We start from the raw sequence: 15232 nt of genomic DNA, 5'->3' as shown, positions 1-15232 counted from the left end.
TCCTCGATCCCACCGAAACCGAGCGCGGGCAGGTGGGGCTGCGCGGCATTCTGACCGCGATCACGGAGCTGGAGAACGGCTCCGCCGGTGACGAGCACGGCGTGACCATGGTCCTTCCTTCTCCGCTCCGGCGATGATCAGGGGTGAACGAGCCGGCCGTCCGTGGGCGCCTGCGTTCAACCTTGAGCGCGGGCACGCGGAGGCCGGGGCCCCGGACGGGACCCCGGCCGATCACCGATGAGGACTTACTTGTCGGGACGCTCGGTGACCCTGATCGCGTTGACCAGCGGCTTGCCCGCGCTGGCGACGAAACGCACGTTGAGCTGACCGTCGGTCACCTCGGTGGTGAAGGTCCGCGCGTGCGCGGCGTAGGTGCCCACCTTCAGCGCGACGTCGAGGTTGGGCAGCACCTCGGTGTCCTCGACCAGGACGTCGAAGACGCGCTTGTTCGCCTTGATCGACTCGACCTCGGCGAAGCCCAGCTCGACGGTGTAGGTGCCGTTCGGCACGTTGTCGAAACGGTACTCGTACATGCCCTGGAGGTTGCCGCGGTAGACCGTCTGGTTGTCGGTGCCCGTGATGGTGCGGCTGGTGGACTTGGTGGTGGTGCTGCCGAGGTAGCCCACGCCGGAGCTGGTGGTGTAGGCCCGATCCTGGTACCAGGTGTCACCGGCCGCGTCCACGCTGGAGGTGCGCGAGGCCGAGTCGAGCGCGGCCTGGTAGGCCGGGACGATGACCTTGACCGGGATGCTGATCGCCGGGGTCCTGCCGCTCTCCGACGTGACCACCAGGGTGGTCTCCAGGACCGTGCCCCGCGCGGCGGCGGAGGTGTCGATCCCGAAGGTCAGCGTGCTCTTGCCACCGGTGGCCAGGTTCCCGGTGGCCGGGGTGACGGTCAGCCACGGGGTGGCGCCGGCGACCGTGTAGGCGGTGCCCAGTCCGGGGTTGCTGAGCTCCAGTGTCCTGGTCCTGGTCTGCGCGACCGGGACCACGACGTCGAGGCTGTCGATCGAGGAGGCCACCGCGCCGGTGCGCAGCGCGGCCGAGCCCTCGCTGACCCCGGCGCCCTCCAGGGTCACCGTCCTGGTCGCGCTCTCGTAGTGCGGCGCGGCCAGCTCGACCTGGTAGGCCCCGGCCGGGTACTGGACGGAGTAGGTGCCGTCGGCGATGGTCGTCGTGGTGCCGACGACCGTCTCACCCGACTTCACCGTCACCGCGGCGCCCGCGACGGGCTGGCCGTCGTTGGCGTCGGTGACCGCGCCGTACAGGATGCCGGTCTTGGTGGGCTTGAAGTCGATGCTCAGCCCGTCGGACAGGGCGGGCTGGTTCACCGAGTACGGGAAGGCGACGGTGCCGGTGTGGTTCTCGATGCCGATGGTGGCCTCGGCCCCGGTCTCCTTGCTGACCGCCGGGTCGATGTCCTTGTAGCGGTAGCCGACCGAGCCGTCCTCGCCCAGCAGGATCTCGAAGGAGAGCCGGGCCGTACGGGGGGTGTAGAACGCGATGTCGCGGTACTCCACCACGAACGTCCTGTGCGGGCTGGTGCCGGTGACCGCGGTGTAGACCGCCGAGTCCTCGTCCAGGTAGAGGTCGTCCCACAGGGCGTAGAGGGCGGCGTTCGGCGTGGCGGTGGAGGGGATGGCGACGTTGCTGTTGGTCAGCGAGGTGCCGTTGAACACGACGCCGCCGTTGACGCCGATCCGCCCGGCGGTGTACGGCGTGCCGTACAGGTTGAAGGTGAAGGGCAGGGTGAAGGGGGCGACGGTGCTGTCACCGACCGCCAGGGTGAGCTTGTCGGTGCCCTCGACCCAGGGCTGCTTGCCCGTCGTACAGGTGTAGCCGTAGGAGTCGAGCCGGTCGGGCAGGTCGACGTCGGCGGTGAGGTCACCGGTGACCGAGATCGCCTTGGTCGCGTTCGAGGCGCAGTTGTCGGGCGAGGTGGCCAGCAGGCTGTAGTCGCCCAGCGGCAGCGTCAGGCTGTACTTGCCCTGGGCGTCGGTGGTCGCGGTGACCGGGGTTCCCGTCACCGTGATGGCGGAGCCGGCGGCGGCCCCGATCCGGCTCTTGACCGTGCCGCTCACCTTGGCGCTGGGGGCGGCGGTCAGCGCGGCGTCCTTGGTGACCGTCTGGTTCTCGAGGACGGTCGCGGTCGCCGTCGCCTTCTCGTAACCGAACTTGCCGATCGTGATCGTGTAGTCGCCCACGGACAGGTTCTTGGCCTCGTAGGTGCCGTCGGCGCCGGTGGTCACCGTGCGCTTGATCGGGCCCGCGATGTCCAGCGTCGCGCCGGAGAGGGGCTCGCCGCCCGAGGTGACCTTGCCGGCCAGGATGCCGGTGGCGCCGTGCGGAGCCATGGAGACGGCAGCGTAGGCGTCGAGCTTGCCCTGGCCCCAGACGTTGTTGTCGGCTCCGGTGCCACCGCAGGTGACGTTGTCGACGTCGAGGGCGGTCTGGTCGAGCAGGGCCCGGGTCTCGGCCAGGTTGCCGCGCAACGCGGGGGAGTAGGACCAGATCAGCGCGACCGTGGCGGAGGTGTGCGGCGCCGCCATGGAGGTGCCGGTCTTGGTCCCGTAGCCGCCGCCGGGGAGGCTGGAGCGCACGTTCACGGCCGGAGCGGAGATGTCCGGCTTGATGTCGCCGTCGACACCGGGGCCGCGCGAGCCGTTGTTGTAGACATTGCCAGCGCTGTCAAAACCGCCGCTGGCGTAACTCTGCTGGTAGACGCCGGGGCTGCCCGCGGTGCCGCAGGAAGGGCCGGCGTTGCCGATGGAGAAGGACGGGAAGATCCCGCCGGCGATCCACGAGTCGACGATCTGCGAGTACCACAGGTCGATCGCGTTGGCGCCCCACGAGTTGTTCACCACGTCGGGGGCGAGGTCGGGGCGGGGGTTGAGCCCGTCGGCGTCCGTCGGGGCGGCGATCCACTGGCCGGCGGCCAGCAGGTGCTCACGGGCGCAACTGCTGCCCGCGCAGCCCTTGGCCGCGATCCACTTGGCGCCGGGCGCCACGCCGATCTGCTCGGCGCCGTCCTCGCCGACCATGGTGCCCATGGTGTGGGTGCCGTGGCTGTTGTTGTCACACGGGACGCCGCCGGTGCACGTGCCGGTGGGGTCGAAGAAGTTGTACGCGTGGGTGTAGGAGCCGTCCGCGTTCAGGCCCCGGTACCTGGACTTGACCGCCGGGTGGGTGTAGTCGACGCCGGTGTCGAGGTTGGCGACGACGATGCCCTCGCCCTTGACCCCCAGCTCGTTCCAGACCCTGGGCGCGTTGACGGCGCTGACGTTCCACTCGATGGAGTTGACCGAGGGCTCGTCCTTGCCGGGCGCGGGCTTGTCGATCGCGATCGCGTCGTCGGCCTCGATGGCGGCGACCTCGGGCAACTCGGCGATCCGCTCCAGCGTCGCGGTGTCGCCGATGACCTTGACCATGTTGACGATCCAGAACGACTTGTACTCCACCTGCGCCTGGTCGAGCAGTGCGATCAGGTTCTTCTGGGTGAGTTCGGCCGTCTCCGTCTTGGCCGTGTACACCGCTCTGGCCTTGGCGGCCTTTTCCGCGGTCCGCTCGGCGGTGATGAGGTTGGCCTGCTCCTTCAGCCGGACCCAGTAAACGGCCTTGTCGTCCTTGCCGAGCTGCTGAAGGACTTCGGCTTCCGTCTTCTCCTGAACGGCCTCGGGCGGGTCGTCGTTGGCGAGGGCCGGTGCCGCGGCCAGGGGTAAGGCCACGGCCGCGAGGATGCCGGCGATGGCCATACGCCAGCGCCTGGTGCTTCGATCCACAATGCTCCTTCGAGGGGACTGCGCGGACTTCGATGACCATTTGGGTACAAGGTCATCTGACAGTGATAGTCAGGCAGGTTGGTTTGTGGATCAACGGCATTCAGGTGACGTATCAGCGACACGGCGGAAATACGTCAGGAATCTGGATCAGAAAGAATCCAGTCGAAGGGAGGTTCGTTTGTTAGGCACTTTTGGCCTTGACGACCTGGAGCAAACCACCTATTTAGCCTTGCTCCGGCTGCCCGCGAGCGACGAGAACGAGCTCGCCGAGCGCCTGGCGCGCCCCGCCGAAGAGATTACTATGGCACTCGACCGCCTGGTCAAGGAGGGTTTCATCCGGCGGGCCGGTGACCGGCTGGTCGCCGTGCAGCCGGACGTCGCCTTCGGGCCCGATCTGCTGCGCCGCCACGGAGAGATACAGCGGGTGCAGACGTTCGTCGCCACCCTCATGGAGGAGTACCGCGAGCGTTCCTCCCTGCGCGACGCCCGTGAGGTCGTGGAGGTCGTCGTCGGCGCCGCCGAGGTCATGGCGCGCTGGCAGTACCTGCAGAACACGGCGCAGAAGGAGGTCAAGGGCCTGATCAAGGAGCCGATCGTGTTCTCGACCGAGAACCAGGCCCAGCAGATGGCCATGGCCGCCGGTGTCGTCTACCGGACCGTGTACGAGCGCACGATCATCGACGTGGCCGGCGATCCGTACCGTCTGGCCTGGTGGGCGGCCAACGGCGAGTCGATCAGGATCGCGACCGACGTGCCCACCAAGCTGATGATCCTCGACGGGCGCACGGCGTTCCTGCCGTCGATGTCGGCCAGCGCGGAACCGGCCGCGCTGGTGATCACCTCGGGCGCTCTGCTGGATGTGCTCAACTGGGTGTTCGAGACCGTGTGGGAGGCCGCGGTGCCCTTCCCCGCCAGCGAGGACACGCTCAGCCCTGAGGATCGGCGGCTGCTGTCCCTGATCATCGCCGGGTACACCGATCTCGCGATCGGCAAACAGTTCGGCCTCAGCCACAGGACCGTGCAGCGGCGGGTCAGCCAGCTCGTCCGTCTGGCCGGCGTGGAGACCAGGCTCCAGCTCATCTGGCACGCGGCCAAACATGATTGGCTGTGACGCCGTCGAAGGCCGCCTCACGCCTCACCGGTTCGCGCCGCGATCAGGGCCTCGATGCCGTCCAGGATCCGGTTGAGCCCGAATTCGACGTCGCCCTGGGGAAGCTGCTTCGCCCACGACGGCGACCCCCAACGACGGCGACCCCAACGGCGGCGACCCCAACGGCGGCGAAGCGGCCGAGTGGCCGCCCTACCGCGCCTCCAGCGGCCGGGTGTTGTCGCTGGCACCCGGCCAGGACGGGATCGCCGAGGTGGACCTCGCACGGGAGCACCGCTGCGACTTCTGGAAGTCCCTCAGCTGATCGCCGGCGGCCGCTAGCGTTTGGCGTACATCGGCTTGAGGTAGTCGGCCCCGGGCTTCCAGTTGGGGAAGGCGTAGTCGTCCAGGCTGACCTGCGCGCCCTTGCTCTTGGCCGCCGCGATCGCCAGGTCCCGCTGCTTGGCGTTGTCGCTGGACAGCTTGGTCAAGGCCGCGCGGACGTTGGTGATGTCGCCGGTGAGCGCACCCTGCACGATGTCCCCGAGGCCGGGAACGACCGGCTTGGTCGCGATCTGCACCTGCTGGAGGTCCTTGTTGCCGGCGATCGGTTCGGGGGCGAGGAAGACGCTCTCCTGGAACCAGGAGACCAGTTTCTTGTAGGCGGGGTGCGCCTGGGATTGTTCGACGACGGCGATGTCGCGCGGGGGCTGCGACATGGTCGCGGCGATCTGACGCGAGTAGTCCTCGGTGGTGAAGTAGTCGCTCAGCAGGGTGTTCGCCGCCGCGGCCTTCTTGCTCGACGGCGACAACCAGTAGTCTCCCGCCGGCGGCAGATGGTAGGTGGTCACGGTGGTGCCCGCCTCGGGCACCAGGATCGGCCCCACGCCGAGCTTCTTGCCGAACTCCGGCGTGTTCTTCAGGGCCACGCCGGGACACCACGGGCCGTCGAAGTAATAGGCCGCCACCCCGGCCATCCACCGGGCCCGCGCCACGTCGTCGGCCCAGGAGTTCGCCCCAGGCACCAGCAGCTTGTCCACGCGCAGCGAGACCAGGAACTCGATCACGTCGAGATACTCGTCGGCGTGGAAGGCGAACTCGCCGGTGTCGAACCGCACTCCGAGACTGCCGGCGAACCCGGCCGCCTGCGCCATGTCGTGGACCTGCGCGCCCATCCGCTCCGGCATGCCGATGTTCCACACCCAGCCGTACGTGGCGCCGCCGGAGGAGCTCTGCACCGCGCGGGCAGCCGCCCTGAACTCGTCGTAGGTCTTCGGCGGCGCCTGCGGGTCCAGGCCGGCGCGCCCGACCAGCTCGGTGTTGAACCAGGTCACCGTGGAGTAGCTCTGATGGCTGAAGACGGGAAAGGCGTAGATCTTGCCGTCGAAGATGTGCAGGCCCTCGATGAGCGAGTCCTGGACCCGGGCCTTGGCCGCGTCGCTGAGATCCAGCGGCTGCGCCCACCCGGCGGCGACGAGCGCGGGGGCGGGCAGGAGGAGCCCGGCGTTGGAGTGGATGTCCGGCAACTGGTCGCTCTGCTTGGCCAGTTGCAGCGCCTGGCCCATCTTCGCCGGGTTGTAGTACGTGTACTGCACGGGGACGCCGCCGGGGCTCTTGGCGAACTTGCCGAAGATGTCCGTCTTCGCCTTTTCCAGCTGGTTCTGGTGGTCCCACCAGGTCAGCGAGTTCGCGCCGGCACCGCCGCCGCCTCCGCCGCACGCACTGGTCGCCGCCGCGGCGGCCAGGGTGCCCGCCGCGGCGAGGAATCCTCGCCGGGTCATCGCGCTCATCGGTCCTGCCTCCTACCCCACGGCTGTGAACGTCTTGTAAATGAATGTTGCCGCGTGGCAAAGTCATTCTTGCCACGTGGCAAGCCGCGCGGCAAGACTCGTCATCAACTCGATGCCATCGACTCCCGACTGGAGGGTGAACGACTGGTGGTGACACAACGTGACGTGGCGCGGCGAGCGGGAGTCTCCGTGAGGACCGTCTCCAACGTCGTCAACAACTTCGCCTACGTGGCGGAGGAGACCCGCGCCCAGGTGCAGAAGGCCCTGGACGAACTCGACTACCGGCCCAACATCGCGGCGCGCAGCCTGAACAGGGGCCGGTCGAACCTGCTGGCCCTCGTGCTGCCGCTGGACGTGCCGTACTTCACGGAGCTGGCCGCCCACGTGGTGAACAGGGCGGAGGAACGCGGCTACACCGTGCTCCTCGACCGCACCGAGGGGGTGGCGGAACGGGAGCGGCAGATCCTCATGCGGCGCGACCGGGCGGCCGTCTTCGACGGGTTCATCTTCAGCCCGCTCGGTCTGTCCGAGGACGAGCTGCGCCGCTGGGCGGGCAACTGCCCGGTGGTGACGCTGGGTGAGCTGCGCGTGGACGGCGTGGACCACGTCGCCATCGACGACACCGCCGCGGCCCAGTGCGCCACCGCGCACCTGGCCTCGCTGGGCCGGACCAGGATCGCCGCCATCGGGCTGGTGGACCGGCCGGCGGGCAACACCGCGGCACATCGGTCGGCCGGATACCGGCAGGCGCTGGCCGAAGCGGGGCTGCCCATCCTGCCCGAGCTCGCCGTGCCGGTGCGGCGCTACCAGCGCCAGGACGGCCGGGACGCGATGGAGCGCCTGCTCGATCTGGCCGAGCCGCCGGACGCGGTGTTCTGCTACAACGACCTGCTGGCCATCGGGGCGATGCGGGCGGCGTTGTCCAGAGGGCTACGCGTTCCGCAGGACATCGCCGTCGTCGGGTTCGACGACATCACCGAGGGCCGGTTCACCACCCCGGCGCTGACCAGCATCGCGCCCGACAAGGAGCGCATCGCCGAGCTCGCCGTGACCCGCCTGCTGGAGCGCGTCGAGGGTGACAAGAGCCCGCCTGCCCAGCTGGAGGCGCCGTGGCGCCTGATGATCGACGAGAGCACCACGGGCGTTCCCGGGCGGACCTCTTCCGAGGCGCGCGGATGACGGTCGCCCTTCCCCCCGCCCGCCGCTCGCGCACCACCCTGTTCGTCTGGTTGTTCCTGACCCCGACGGTGCTGCTGTACGGCGCGTTCACCCTCTATCCGATCATCGGCAGCTACCTCTACTCGCTCACCGACTGGAACGGGTTCGACACGGGCCGGTCGTTCATCGGCGTGGAGAACTACCGCGAGGTCCTCGCCGACCCGATGTTCTGGAGTTCGTTCCGGCTGACGCTGACGTTCATGGTCGTCGCGGTGCCGCTCCAGGTGCTGGTCACGCTGTTGATCGCGATCGTGCTGAACTCGCCCCGCATGCCGCTGCGCAGGTTGTTCCGTACCGCCCTGTTCCTGCCGGTGGTCACCACCACGGCGATCATCGGCGTGGTCATGCAGTTCATCTTCGACCCGGCGAGCGGCCCGGTGAACCTCGCGCTGCGCGACCTCGGCCTGGTGACGGACGGCGTCGACTTCCTCGGGCAGTCCTCGACGGCCCTGGGCACGACGATCGCCGTGTACGTGTGGAAGTGGTTCGGGATCACCCTGGTCTACTGGCTGGCCGCGTTGCAGACCGTGCCGAACGAGGTGTACGAGGCGGCCCGACTCGACGGCGCCGGCGCGCCGGCCCTTCTGCGGCACATCACCGTGCCCCTGCTCAAACCCTTCCTGGTCATCATCACCCTGTTGTCGATCGAGGCGTCGTTGCAGGTCTTCGACCTCGTCCTGACCATGACCGGTGGCGGCCCCTTCTACTCGACCGAGGTGATCGAGGTCTACATCTACCGATGGGCCTTCGGCTCGACGATCCCCCGGCTCGGGTACGCCTCCGCGGCCGCCGTCCTGTTCGGTCTGTTCGTCTGCCTGGTCGGGATGGTGCAGCTGCTCGCGGTCCGCGCCACCCGACGGACCAGGAGGGCGGCATGAGCGCCCAGCCCAGGACCTGGCGCGGGACGTTGCGCCGGTTGCCCTGGTGGCTCGCCGCCGCCGTGCTCGCCATCGGCTGCCTGATCTGGATCTACCCGTTCCTGTGGATGGTCTCCGCGTCGCTGAAGACCTCGGCCGATGTCTTCACCAAGGGGCTCGACCTGCTGCCGGGCAACCCGATATGGGAGAACTACGAGCGCGCGTGGGCCGAAGCGGATTTCGGGAAATATCTGCTCAACACCGTGATTGTCACGGTTTGCACGGTGGTGGTGGTCGTCGTCCGGTGCGCCATGGCCGGTTACGTCCTGGCCCGCCACGACTTCCGCGGGCGCAAGATCATCATGGGCGTCCTGGTCGCCACGCTGTTCGTCCCGGCCGGATACACCATCATCCCGCTGGTCGACATCTCCCAGCGGCTCGGCATGCTGAACTCGCTGACCGGCATGATCCTGGCGCTGTCGGGCGGCGCGAACGTGGCGGCGATCCTGCTCTACGTCGGATATTTCCGCGGCATCCCCAAGGAGCTGACCGAGAGCGCGCTCATCGACGGCGCCGGGTTCGGGACCGTCTTCTTCCGCGTCATGCTCCCCCTGGCCAAGCCGGTGACGGCCACGGTCACCGTGCTCACGTTCCTGTCCACCTGGAACGCGTTCTTCCTGCCGCTGGTCTTCACCTTCTCCCGGCCCGACCTGCGCACCGTCAGCGTCGGCATGCTCGCCTTCGTCGGCGAGAACGGCACCGACTGGTCGGGCATGGCCGCCGCGGCGACGATCTCGCTGCTGCCGGTCGTCGCGCTGTTCATCGCCCTGCAGCGGTACTTCGTCGAAGGCATCGCCGGCGCCGTCAAAGCTTGATCATCCCTACCGAGAAAGTGAGTATCTTGTCTGAGATTCCCCGCCCGGAGTACCCCCGCCCGCAGTTCGTCCGCACCGCATGGCAGTGCCTGAACGGAACCTGGCAGTTCGAGAGGGACCCCGGCGACTCCGGGCTGGAGCGAGACCTGCTGGAGCGGGACCTGACCGGCGAGATCACCGTGCCGTTCTGCCCGGAGTCCGAGCTGTCCGGTATCGGCGACCCGGACTTCCATCCGGCCGTCTGGTACCGCCGTACCGTCCGGGTGCCGGAAGGCTGGGCGGGGCAGCGGGTGCTGCTGCACTTCCAGGCGGTCGACCACGACGCCACGGTGTGGGTGGACGGCGTCGAAGCCGGCCGGCACCGGGGCGGGTTCACCTCGTTCAGCTGCGACCTGGCCGCCGCGGCCGACCCGGCGCACACCTACACCGTGGTCGTGCGCGCGCGGGACGCCGGCAGCGGTCCCCAGGCGCGGGGCAAGCAGGCGACCACCTTCCAGGGCCGCGGCGCGCGCTACGGACGCACCACCGGCATCTGGCAGACGGTGTGGTGCGAGCCCGTGCCCGACGCGCACCTCGGCCGGCCGCGGATCACGCCGAACGTCGCCGCGTCCGCGTTGCGGGTCACCGTGCCGGTCTCGGCCAACCGCCCAGGGCACCACGTCGAGGTGACGGTGTCGGACCGGAGCGGTGTCGTCGCACAGGCGCGGGCACGCGCCGACCTCGACCTCGCCCCCGAGCTGTGGCTGCCGCTGCCGGAGGACCGGGTACGGCTGTGGAGCCCCGAGGACCCCCACCTGTACGACCTGCGCATCGACCTGCTCGACGCCGGCGGCGCCGTGGCCGACACCGCCGAGAGCTACGCGGGGCTGCGTTCGGTCGCCATCGACGGGCACGCCGTCCTGCTCAACGGGAAGGCGCGCTTCCAGCGGCTCGTACTCGACCAGGGCTACTACCCCGACGGCCTGATGACCGCGCCCACGGACGAGGCCCTGGTCCACGACATCGAGCTGGCGGTGGCGGCGGGGTTCAACGGCGCCCGGCTGCACCAGAAGGTGTTCGAGGAGCGGTATCTCTACCACGCCGACCGGGCGGGCTTCCTGGTCTGGGGCGAGTTCGGCGACTGGGGAGCCAATGTCGGCGGGCCGCCCGGCGACAACCAGCAGCCGACCGCCTCGTTCGTGACCCAGTGGCTGGAGGCGGTCGATCGCGACTACTCCCACCCGAGCATCGTCGGCTGGTGCCCGCTCAACGAGACCTGGCAGCGGCTGCACGATCACATCACCGTGCTCGACGACGTCACCCACGGCATGTACCTGGCCACGAAGGCGGCCGACCCCACCCGCCCGGTGGTCGACGCCTCCGGCTACGCGCACCGGGTCCTCGGCGCCGACGTCTACGACTCACACTGCTACGAGCAGGATCCCGAGGCGTTCGGCAAGCTGATGGCGGGCCTGGCCGACGGGGCGCCCTACGTCAACGCCGATCCCGACGGCGCGGCGTGGTCGGTGCCGTACGTCGGGCAGCCGTACTTCTGCAGTGAGTTCGGCGGCATCTGGTGGAACCCGGACGCGCGGCCCGGGGAGAGCTCCTGGGGATACGGCGAACGCCCCGAGAGCGAGGAGGAGCTCCAGGAGCGCTTCGCCGGGCTGGTCGCGGTCCTGCTGGACGACCCCCGGATGTTCGGCTACTGCTACACGCAGCTCACCGACGTCTTCCAGGAGCAGAACGGCGTCTATCGCTTCGACCGTACGAACAAGCTGGATGTCTCGCGGATCCGCTCGGCCCAGCAACGCCCGGCCGCCATCGAACAGGACCGGTCGAAGGCCTAGGGATGTCAACCGTCGCGAAGAGGCGGCGGAGGTTCGCCATCGGGCCGGTCACCGTCCTGACGGACGCGCCCCTGGGTGTCGCGGACTAGGGTGCTCAGGGTGGACATCACGATCGCAGAGGAACTGCTCCTGCTCGCCCACGACGAGGAGACCGGCAGGCCGCACATCCGTGAGGTAGCGGTGGACGTGTCCGTGACCGGCGCGGTCCTCGCCGAGCTGACCCTCGCCGGCCGCCTCCACATCGTCGAGGACCGGTTCGAGGCCCTCGACCCGACGCCCACCGGCGACGAGGAGCTCGACGGGGTGCTCGCCGCCATCGCCGAGTCCCAGCCGCGCGAGGCCACGTGGTGGCTCGACCGGCTGACCTACCCGAAGCGACGCTGGAGCCTGCTGAAACGGCTGGCCGAGCGCGGCGTGCTCAGCGAGGAGCACGGCAGGGTCCTCGGCCTGTTCCGCACCACGCAATACCCGGAACGCGACCCGAGCGTGGAGCGGGAGGTCCGCCGCCGGGTGGGCGACGTCCTCGACGGAGCCGCGCCCGACGAGCGGGTGAGCGTGTTGGTCGCGTTGCTGCGCGCCTGCGATCTCGACCGGATGTTGTTCCCCGGCGCGCGACGCGACAGGGTCAAGGAGGTCGCGGAAGGGCAGTGGAGCGGCACGGCCGTCGCCGAGTCCATCGCCGCGATCAACACCGCGGTGCGGATCAACACCAGCCTCGCCATGCACAACATCATCCCCGCCGGCGACTAGGTCAGGACGTCCGCGTACATCGCGAGCTGGTGCCGCATGATCCTGCGGTTCAGCGTGCCGATGCGGTCGGCGTGCTCCTGCGTGACGCAGGAGATCAGGTGGACCAGCGCGACGTGGCCGTCGCGGGGGACGATCGCCAGGTCGGGCCAGAGCTCCTGGCCGCCGATCGGCGCGGCGGCCACCGCTTCGCGCAGCGCCCGGTCCAGCTCCCGCGCGTCCGCCCGCCAGCCGTGGGGGATGACCAGTTGCCCGCTCGCCGCCAGCGCGGCGTACCAGGCCCGCAGGTCACTCTCCAGAGCCGACCGCGCGGCCTCGACCCGCCGGGTGTCCTTGAGCGCACGGTACGCGGCCCGCGCCGCCCGCCCGTCGGGGAACCTGGCCACCTCCCACCCGTGCGCGGCGCTCACCCGGGACTGCCGGGTGGACGGGTCGACCAGCTCGATCACCGTGGGCGCGGCCGCGGTGCGGCAGCGTACGCCCGCGTCGGCCAGGCGCAGCCACAGGTCCCAGTCCTCCAGCCCGGTCTCGGACGTGCGCCAGCCGCCCACCGACTCGGCCAGGCCGGCGACGTGCGCCACCTGCGAGGGCTGGAAGATCGCGTTCATGGTCTGGAGCTCTGGGTGCCAGCAGAGCGTCAGCGGGGGAGTCACGTGCAGCACGTCGCCCGCGGCGTTCACCCGCGTCGCCCCGGTGGCCGCGAACCGCTCGCCCTCCAGCGCCCGCGCCAGGGTCGCCAGATGCCCGGGGGCCCACCGGTCGTCGTGGTCGAGGTAGGCGACGAATTCCCCGCGGGCCTCGGCGAGCCCGATGTTCCTCGGCCCGGAGGGGTGCCCGTGGCGGTGGGTCCGGATGAGCCGGACGCGGCCGTCCGCGCGGGCGCATTCGGCGACCACGCGGTCGGTGTCGTCGTCGCTCGCGTCGGAGACGACGAGCAGCTCCCAGTCGCGCACCGACTGCGCCACGACCGACTCGACGGTGGCCGCGATCGCCGCTCCGCGGTTGTAGGTGGGGCAGATGACCGAGAACCTCACGACTCCGCCCGCTGCGGCTCCGGCTGTGGCATCAGCACGAGCGACCTGATGTCCACCAGGATGTGCACCACGATGGGCGCGATGAGACTTCCGGTACGCAGGTAGAGCCCGGTGAACGCGATCCCGGCCACCAGCGACAGCAACAGCCCCGACCGTCCCTGGTAGGCGTGCCCGAGCATGAACACCGCCACCGCCAGGGCCGCCGCGGCCAGCGGGCTGAGCCCGAGGGCCAGCCCCAGGGCGATGAACAGCCCCCGGTAGACCAGCTCCTCGCAGATGCCCGCCGACACCGCGAGCCCGCCGGCCAGCCACCGCTGCCCCGGCGTGCGCGGCAGCATGGCGGAGAACGCGTCGGATCCGGGGATCTTCCCGCCGTTCCTGACCAGCCAGCGCATGAACAACACGAGCGGCACCATCGCGACGGGCAGCGCGACGGCCAGGCCGTAGGTCAGGGTGGGGTCGTCGGGAGGTTTGACGCCCGCGCTCGCCAGGTCCAGGGACGGCGACAGCGCCACCACCAGGAGAGCCACGGCGGCCAGCGCCCACAACTCGGCGATGCCCAGGGCGTAACTGCGCGAGAGCGGGGTGAGGCCGCTCTTCAGCCGCTCGTACGAACGGCGGCCGAGTAACGGTGCGACGACCGCGAGATATCCGGCCAGGCCGCCCGCGAGCACCCATGACCAGAATGTGGCTGACATCGGCGTCCTGACCTCCTTCAGGGCCACCGGCCCCCGGGAGTACGGCTGGCGCCGGACGATGCAGGAGCCGGGCACCAGCCGTACATCGAACAATGGTAGACGTCTGCTGCATCCAGCCTGATCCACACGATGGCCAGGCCATAGTCGCCGTCGTCACCGGTCCCGTATGACATCTGTCATGTTCCCGGGTCATATCCGGCTTCAACTGGGGAAAGCGCTCGCCCGTGGCGGCCGGGGAAGCCTCGGGGAAGAGGCCGCGGAGTAAGACAGAGACCGGTCACGAAATGACACGACGGGGAGCGATAAGTGGCCAAATACTCTGTAATGATCCCATTTGTTCCGCGACGACCGGAGCAGATCCTTCCTTACGCGGCTCTTGTGGAGTGGACCTCAGCGCACGCTCTGTGGCAGGGGCAGGCCACGCTCATCGAGCCGCACCAGGGGTTCGTGTACGCGGCGGGAGCCGGTTTCCGGGTGCCGACCGGGCTCGGGGTGACGCTCATGCCGATGCGCCATCCGTACGAGGCGGCACTCCAGGTGCGCTCGCTCGCGATGACCACAGGAGAGCCCGTGGTCGCCGGCTTCGGCCCGGGACCCGTCGTCTTCCAGGAGAGCCTGCTCGGCGAGCGCTACCCGAGCCAGCTCGGAGCCATCCGCGAGTACGTCACCGCCGTCCGCGGCCTGCTGGACGGCGGGGTGGTGGACATACGGGGCGAGTACGTCCAGTGCAAGGGCATGCTGCCCCCGGCCGTGGCGCCCAAGATCGAGATCGGGCTCGGCGTGCTCAGGAAGGGCATGGCCAGGCTCGCAGGCGAGATCGCCGACGTCGCCATCACGTGGCTCACCCCGGTCGACTACCTCGCCGGGACCGTCGTGCCGGGCCTGCGCGAAGGCGCGGAGAAGGCCGGTCGGCCGGCTCCGCGGCTGGCGGCCATGGTGCCCATCGCCCTGGCCAGGCCCGACCGCACGCCGGTCGAGCAGGCCATGGCCAGCAACGCGCTGCACCTGCAGGCGCCCCACTACATCGACATGCTCCAGAAGGCCGGGCTGGACGTCACGGGGAAGGACCCGGCCGCCGACGCCAAGGCGGTCGTGGCCGGGGGCGCGTTCCTCAGCGGCGACCTCGACCAGCTCGTCGCCGCGCTGAAGGAGTACGAGCAGGCCGGGGCCGACGAGATCATCCTCAACCTGACGGGGGTGTTCAACCTCCAAGGTCAGAAGGAGACCATGAACGAGTTGAAATCCCTGCTCGGGGCCCTGGTCGGCGGCACGTTCAACTGAAGGAACGGGGGAAGACGTTGGCCGGGACGAAGCGCCA

At 69.7% G+C, this 15232-nt stretch carries 11 protein-coding genes; 7 read left to right on the top strand and 4 right to left on the bottom strand.

Translation table 11 applies throughout. The features are described 5' to 3' along the window. Positions 1–245 precede the first annotated feature (245 nt). Positions 246–3779, bottom strand: a complete 3534-nt coding sequence (locus ACFPZ3_RS28500; protein ID WP_379517321.1) for a S8 family serine peptidase — start codon at positions 3777–3779, stop codon at positions 246–248. Between ACFPZ3_RS28500 and ACFPZ3_RS28495 the strand changes: the two genes are divergently transcribed. Continuing rightward, positions 3736–4890, top strand: a complete 1155-nt coding sequence (locus ACFPZ3_RS28495) for a helix-turn-helix domain-containing protein (RefSeq protein ID WP_379517320.1) — start codon at positions 3736–3738, stop codon at positions 4888–4890. The two genes, ACFPZ3_RS28500 and ACFPZ3_RS28495, sit on opposite strands and share 44 nt — an antisense overlap. Before the next feature lie 314 nt (positions 4891–5204). Here ACFPZ3_RS28495 and ACFPZ3_RS28490 read toward each other — a convergent pair whose 3' ends face one another. Continuing rightward, positions 5205–6656: an extracellular solute-binding protein gene (locus ACFPZ3_RS28490; protein ID WP_379517319.1), complete on the bottom strand. Its 1452-nt coding sequence runs from the start codon at positions 6654–6656 to the stop codon at positions 5205–5207. 147 nt (positions 6657–6803) lie between these two features. Here ACFPZ3_RS28490 and ACFPZ3_RS28485 point away from each other — a divergent pair, with 147 nt between their 5' ends. The 5 genes from ACFPZ3_RS28485 (at position 6804) to ACFPZ3_RS28465 (ending at position 12185) form a co-directional block, all read left to right on the top strand. Continuing rightward, positions 6804–7835: a LacI family DNA-binding transcriptional regulator gene (locus ACFPZ3_RS28485; protein WP_379517318.1), complete on the top strand. Its 1032-nt coding sequence runs from the start codon at positions 6804–6806 to the stop codon at positions 7833–7835. Beyond that, positions 7832–8752, top strand: a complete 921-nt coding sequence (locus ACFPZ3_RS28480; RefSeq protein ID WP_379517317.1) for a carbohydrate ABC transporter permease — start codon at positions 7832–7834, stop codon at positions 8750–8752. The genes ACFPZ3_RS28485 and ACFPZ3_RS28480 overlap by 4 nt, the downstream gene beginning before the upstream one ends. Beyond that, a complete protein-coding gene (locus tag ACFPZ3_RS28475) occupies positions 8749–9606 on the top strand; it encodes a carbohydrate ABC transporter permease (protein ID WP_379517316.1) in 858 nt (285 codons plus the stop codon). Before ACFPZ3_RS28480 ends, ACFPZ3_RS28475 begins: the two co-directional genes overlap by 4 nt. Positions 9607–9632: 26 nt before the next feature. Continuing rightward, positions 9633–11435 carry a glycoside hydrolase family 2 protein gene (locus tag ACFPZ3_RS28470; RefSeq protein WP_379517315.1) on the top strand — a complete coding sequence of 601 codons (1803 nt, stop codon included), beginning with the start codon at positions 9633–9635 and terminating at the stop codon, positions 11433–11435. A gap of 99 nt (positions 11436–11534) precedes the next feature. After that, positions 11535–12185 (top strand): GOLPH3/VPS74 family protein, encoded by a 651-nt coding sequence (locus ACFPZ3_RS28465; RefSeq protein WP_379517314.1) that lies wholly within the window; start codon positions 11535–11537, stop codon positions 12183–12185. Here the strand turns inward: ACFPZ3_RS28465 and ACFPZ3_RS28460 are convergent. Together ACFPZ3_RS28460 and ACFPZ3_RS28455 are read right to left on the bottom strand one after the other, a co-directional pair. Further along, complete coding sequence (locus ACFPZ3_RS28460; protein WP_379517313.1) at positions 12182–13216, bottom strand: glycosyltransferase family 2 protein; 1035 nt, start codon at positions 13214–13216, stop codon at positions 12182–12184. The genes ACFPZ3_RS28465 and ACFPZ3_RS28460 overlap by 4 nt on opposite strands. After that, positions 13213–13914 carry a CPBP family intramembrane glutamic endopeptidase gene (locus ACFPZ3_RS28455; RefSeq protein WP_379517312.1) on the bottom strand — a complete coding sequence of 234 codons (702 nt, stop codon included), beginning with the start codon at positions 13912–13914 and terminating at the stop codon, positions 13213–13215. The genes ACFPZ3_RS28460 and ACFPZ3_RS28455 overlap by 4 nt, the downstream gene beginning before the upstream one ends. 324 nt (positions 13915–14238) lie before the next feature. Between ACFPZ3_RS28455 and ACFPZ3_RS28450 the strand changes: the two genes are divergently transcribed. Next, positions 14239–15195, top strand: a complete 957-nt coding sequence (locus ACFPZ3_RS28450) for an LLM class flavin-dependent oxidoreductase (RefSeq protein ID WP_379517311.1) — start codon at positions 14239–14241, stop codon at positions 15193–15195. Positions 15196–15232: the final 37 nt, after the last annotated feature.

It is taken from the genome of Nonomuraea insulae (assembly GCF_042656245.1).
Note: the sequence above shows the minus strand (reverse complement) of the source record. Positions and strands in the feature narration are given on the sequence as shown.

What these genes read in the sequence shown, in the direction of transcription:
- ACFPZ3_RS28495 (WP_379517320.1), top strand. Translation starts at nt 3,736, where the DNA reads ATGCCGGCGATGGCCATACGCCAGCGCCTGGTGCTTCGATCCACAATG.
- ACFPZ3_RS28490 (WP_379517319.1), bottom strand. Translation starts at nt 6,656, where the DNA reads ATGAGCGCGATGACCCGGCGAGGATTCCTCGCCGCGGCGGGCACCCTG.
- ACFPZ3_RS28480 (WP_379517317.1), top strand. Translation starts at nt 7,832, where the DNA reads ATGACGGTCGCCCTTCCCCCCGCCCGCCGCTCGCGCACCACCCTGTTC.
- ACFPZ3_RS28475 (WP_379517316.1), top strand. Translation starts at nt 8,749, where the DNA reads ATGAGCGCCCAGCCCAGGACCTGGCGCGGGACGTTGCGCCGGTTGCCC.
- ACFPZ3_RS28455 (WP_379517312.1), bottom strand. Translation starts at nt 13,914, where the DNA reads ATGTCAGCCACATTCTGGTCATGGGTGCTCGCGGGCGGCCTGGCCGGA.
- ACFPZ3_RS28450 (WP_379517311.1), top strand. Translation starts at nt 14,239, where the DNA reads ATGATCCCATTTGTTCCGCGACGACCGGAGCAGATCCTTCCTTACGCG.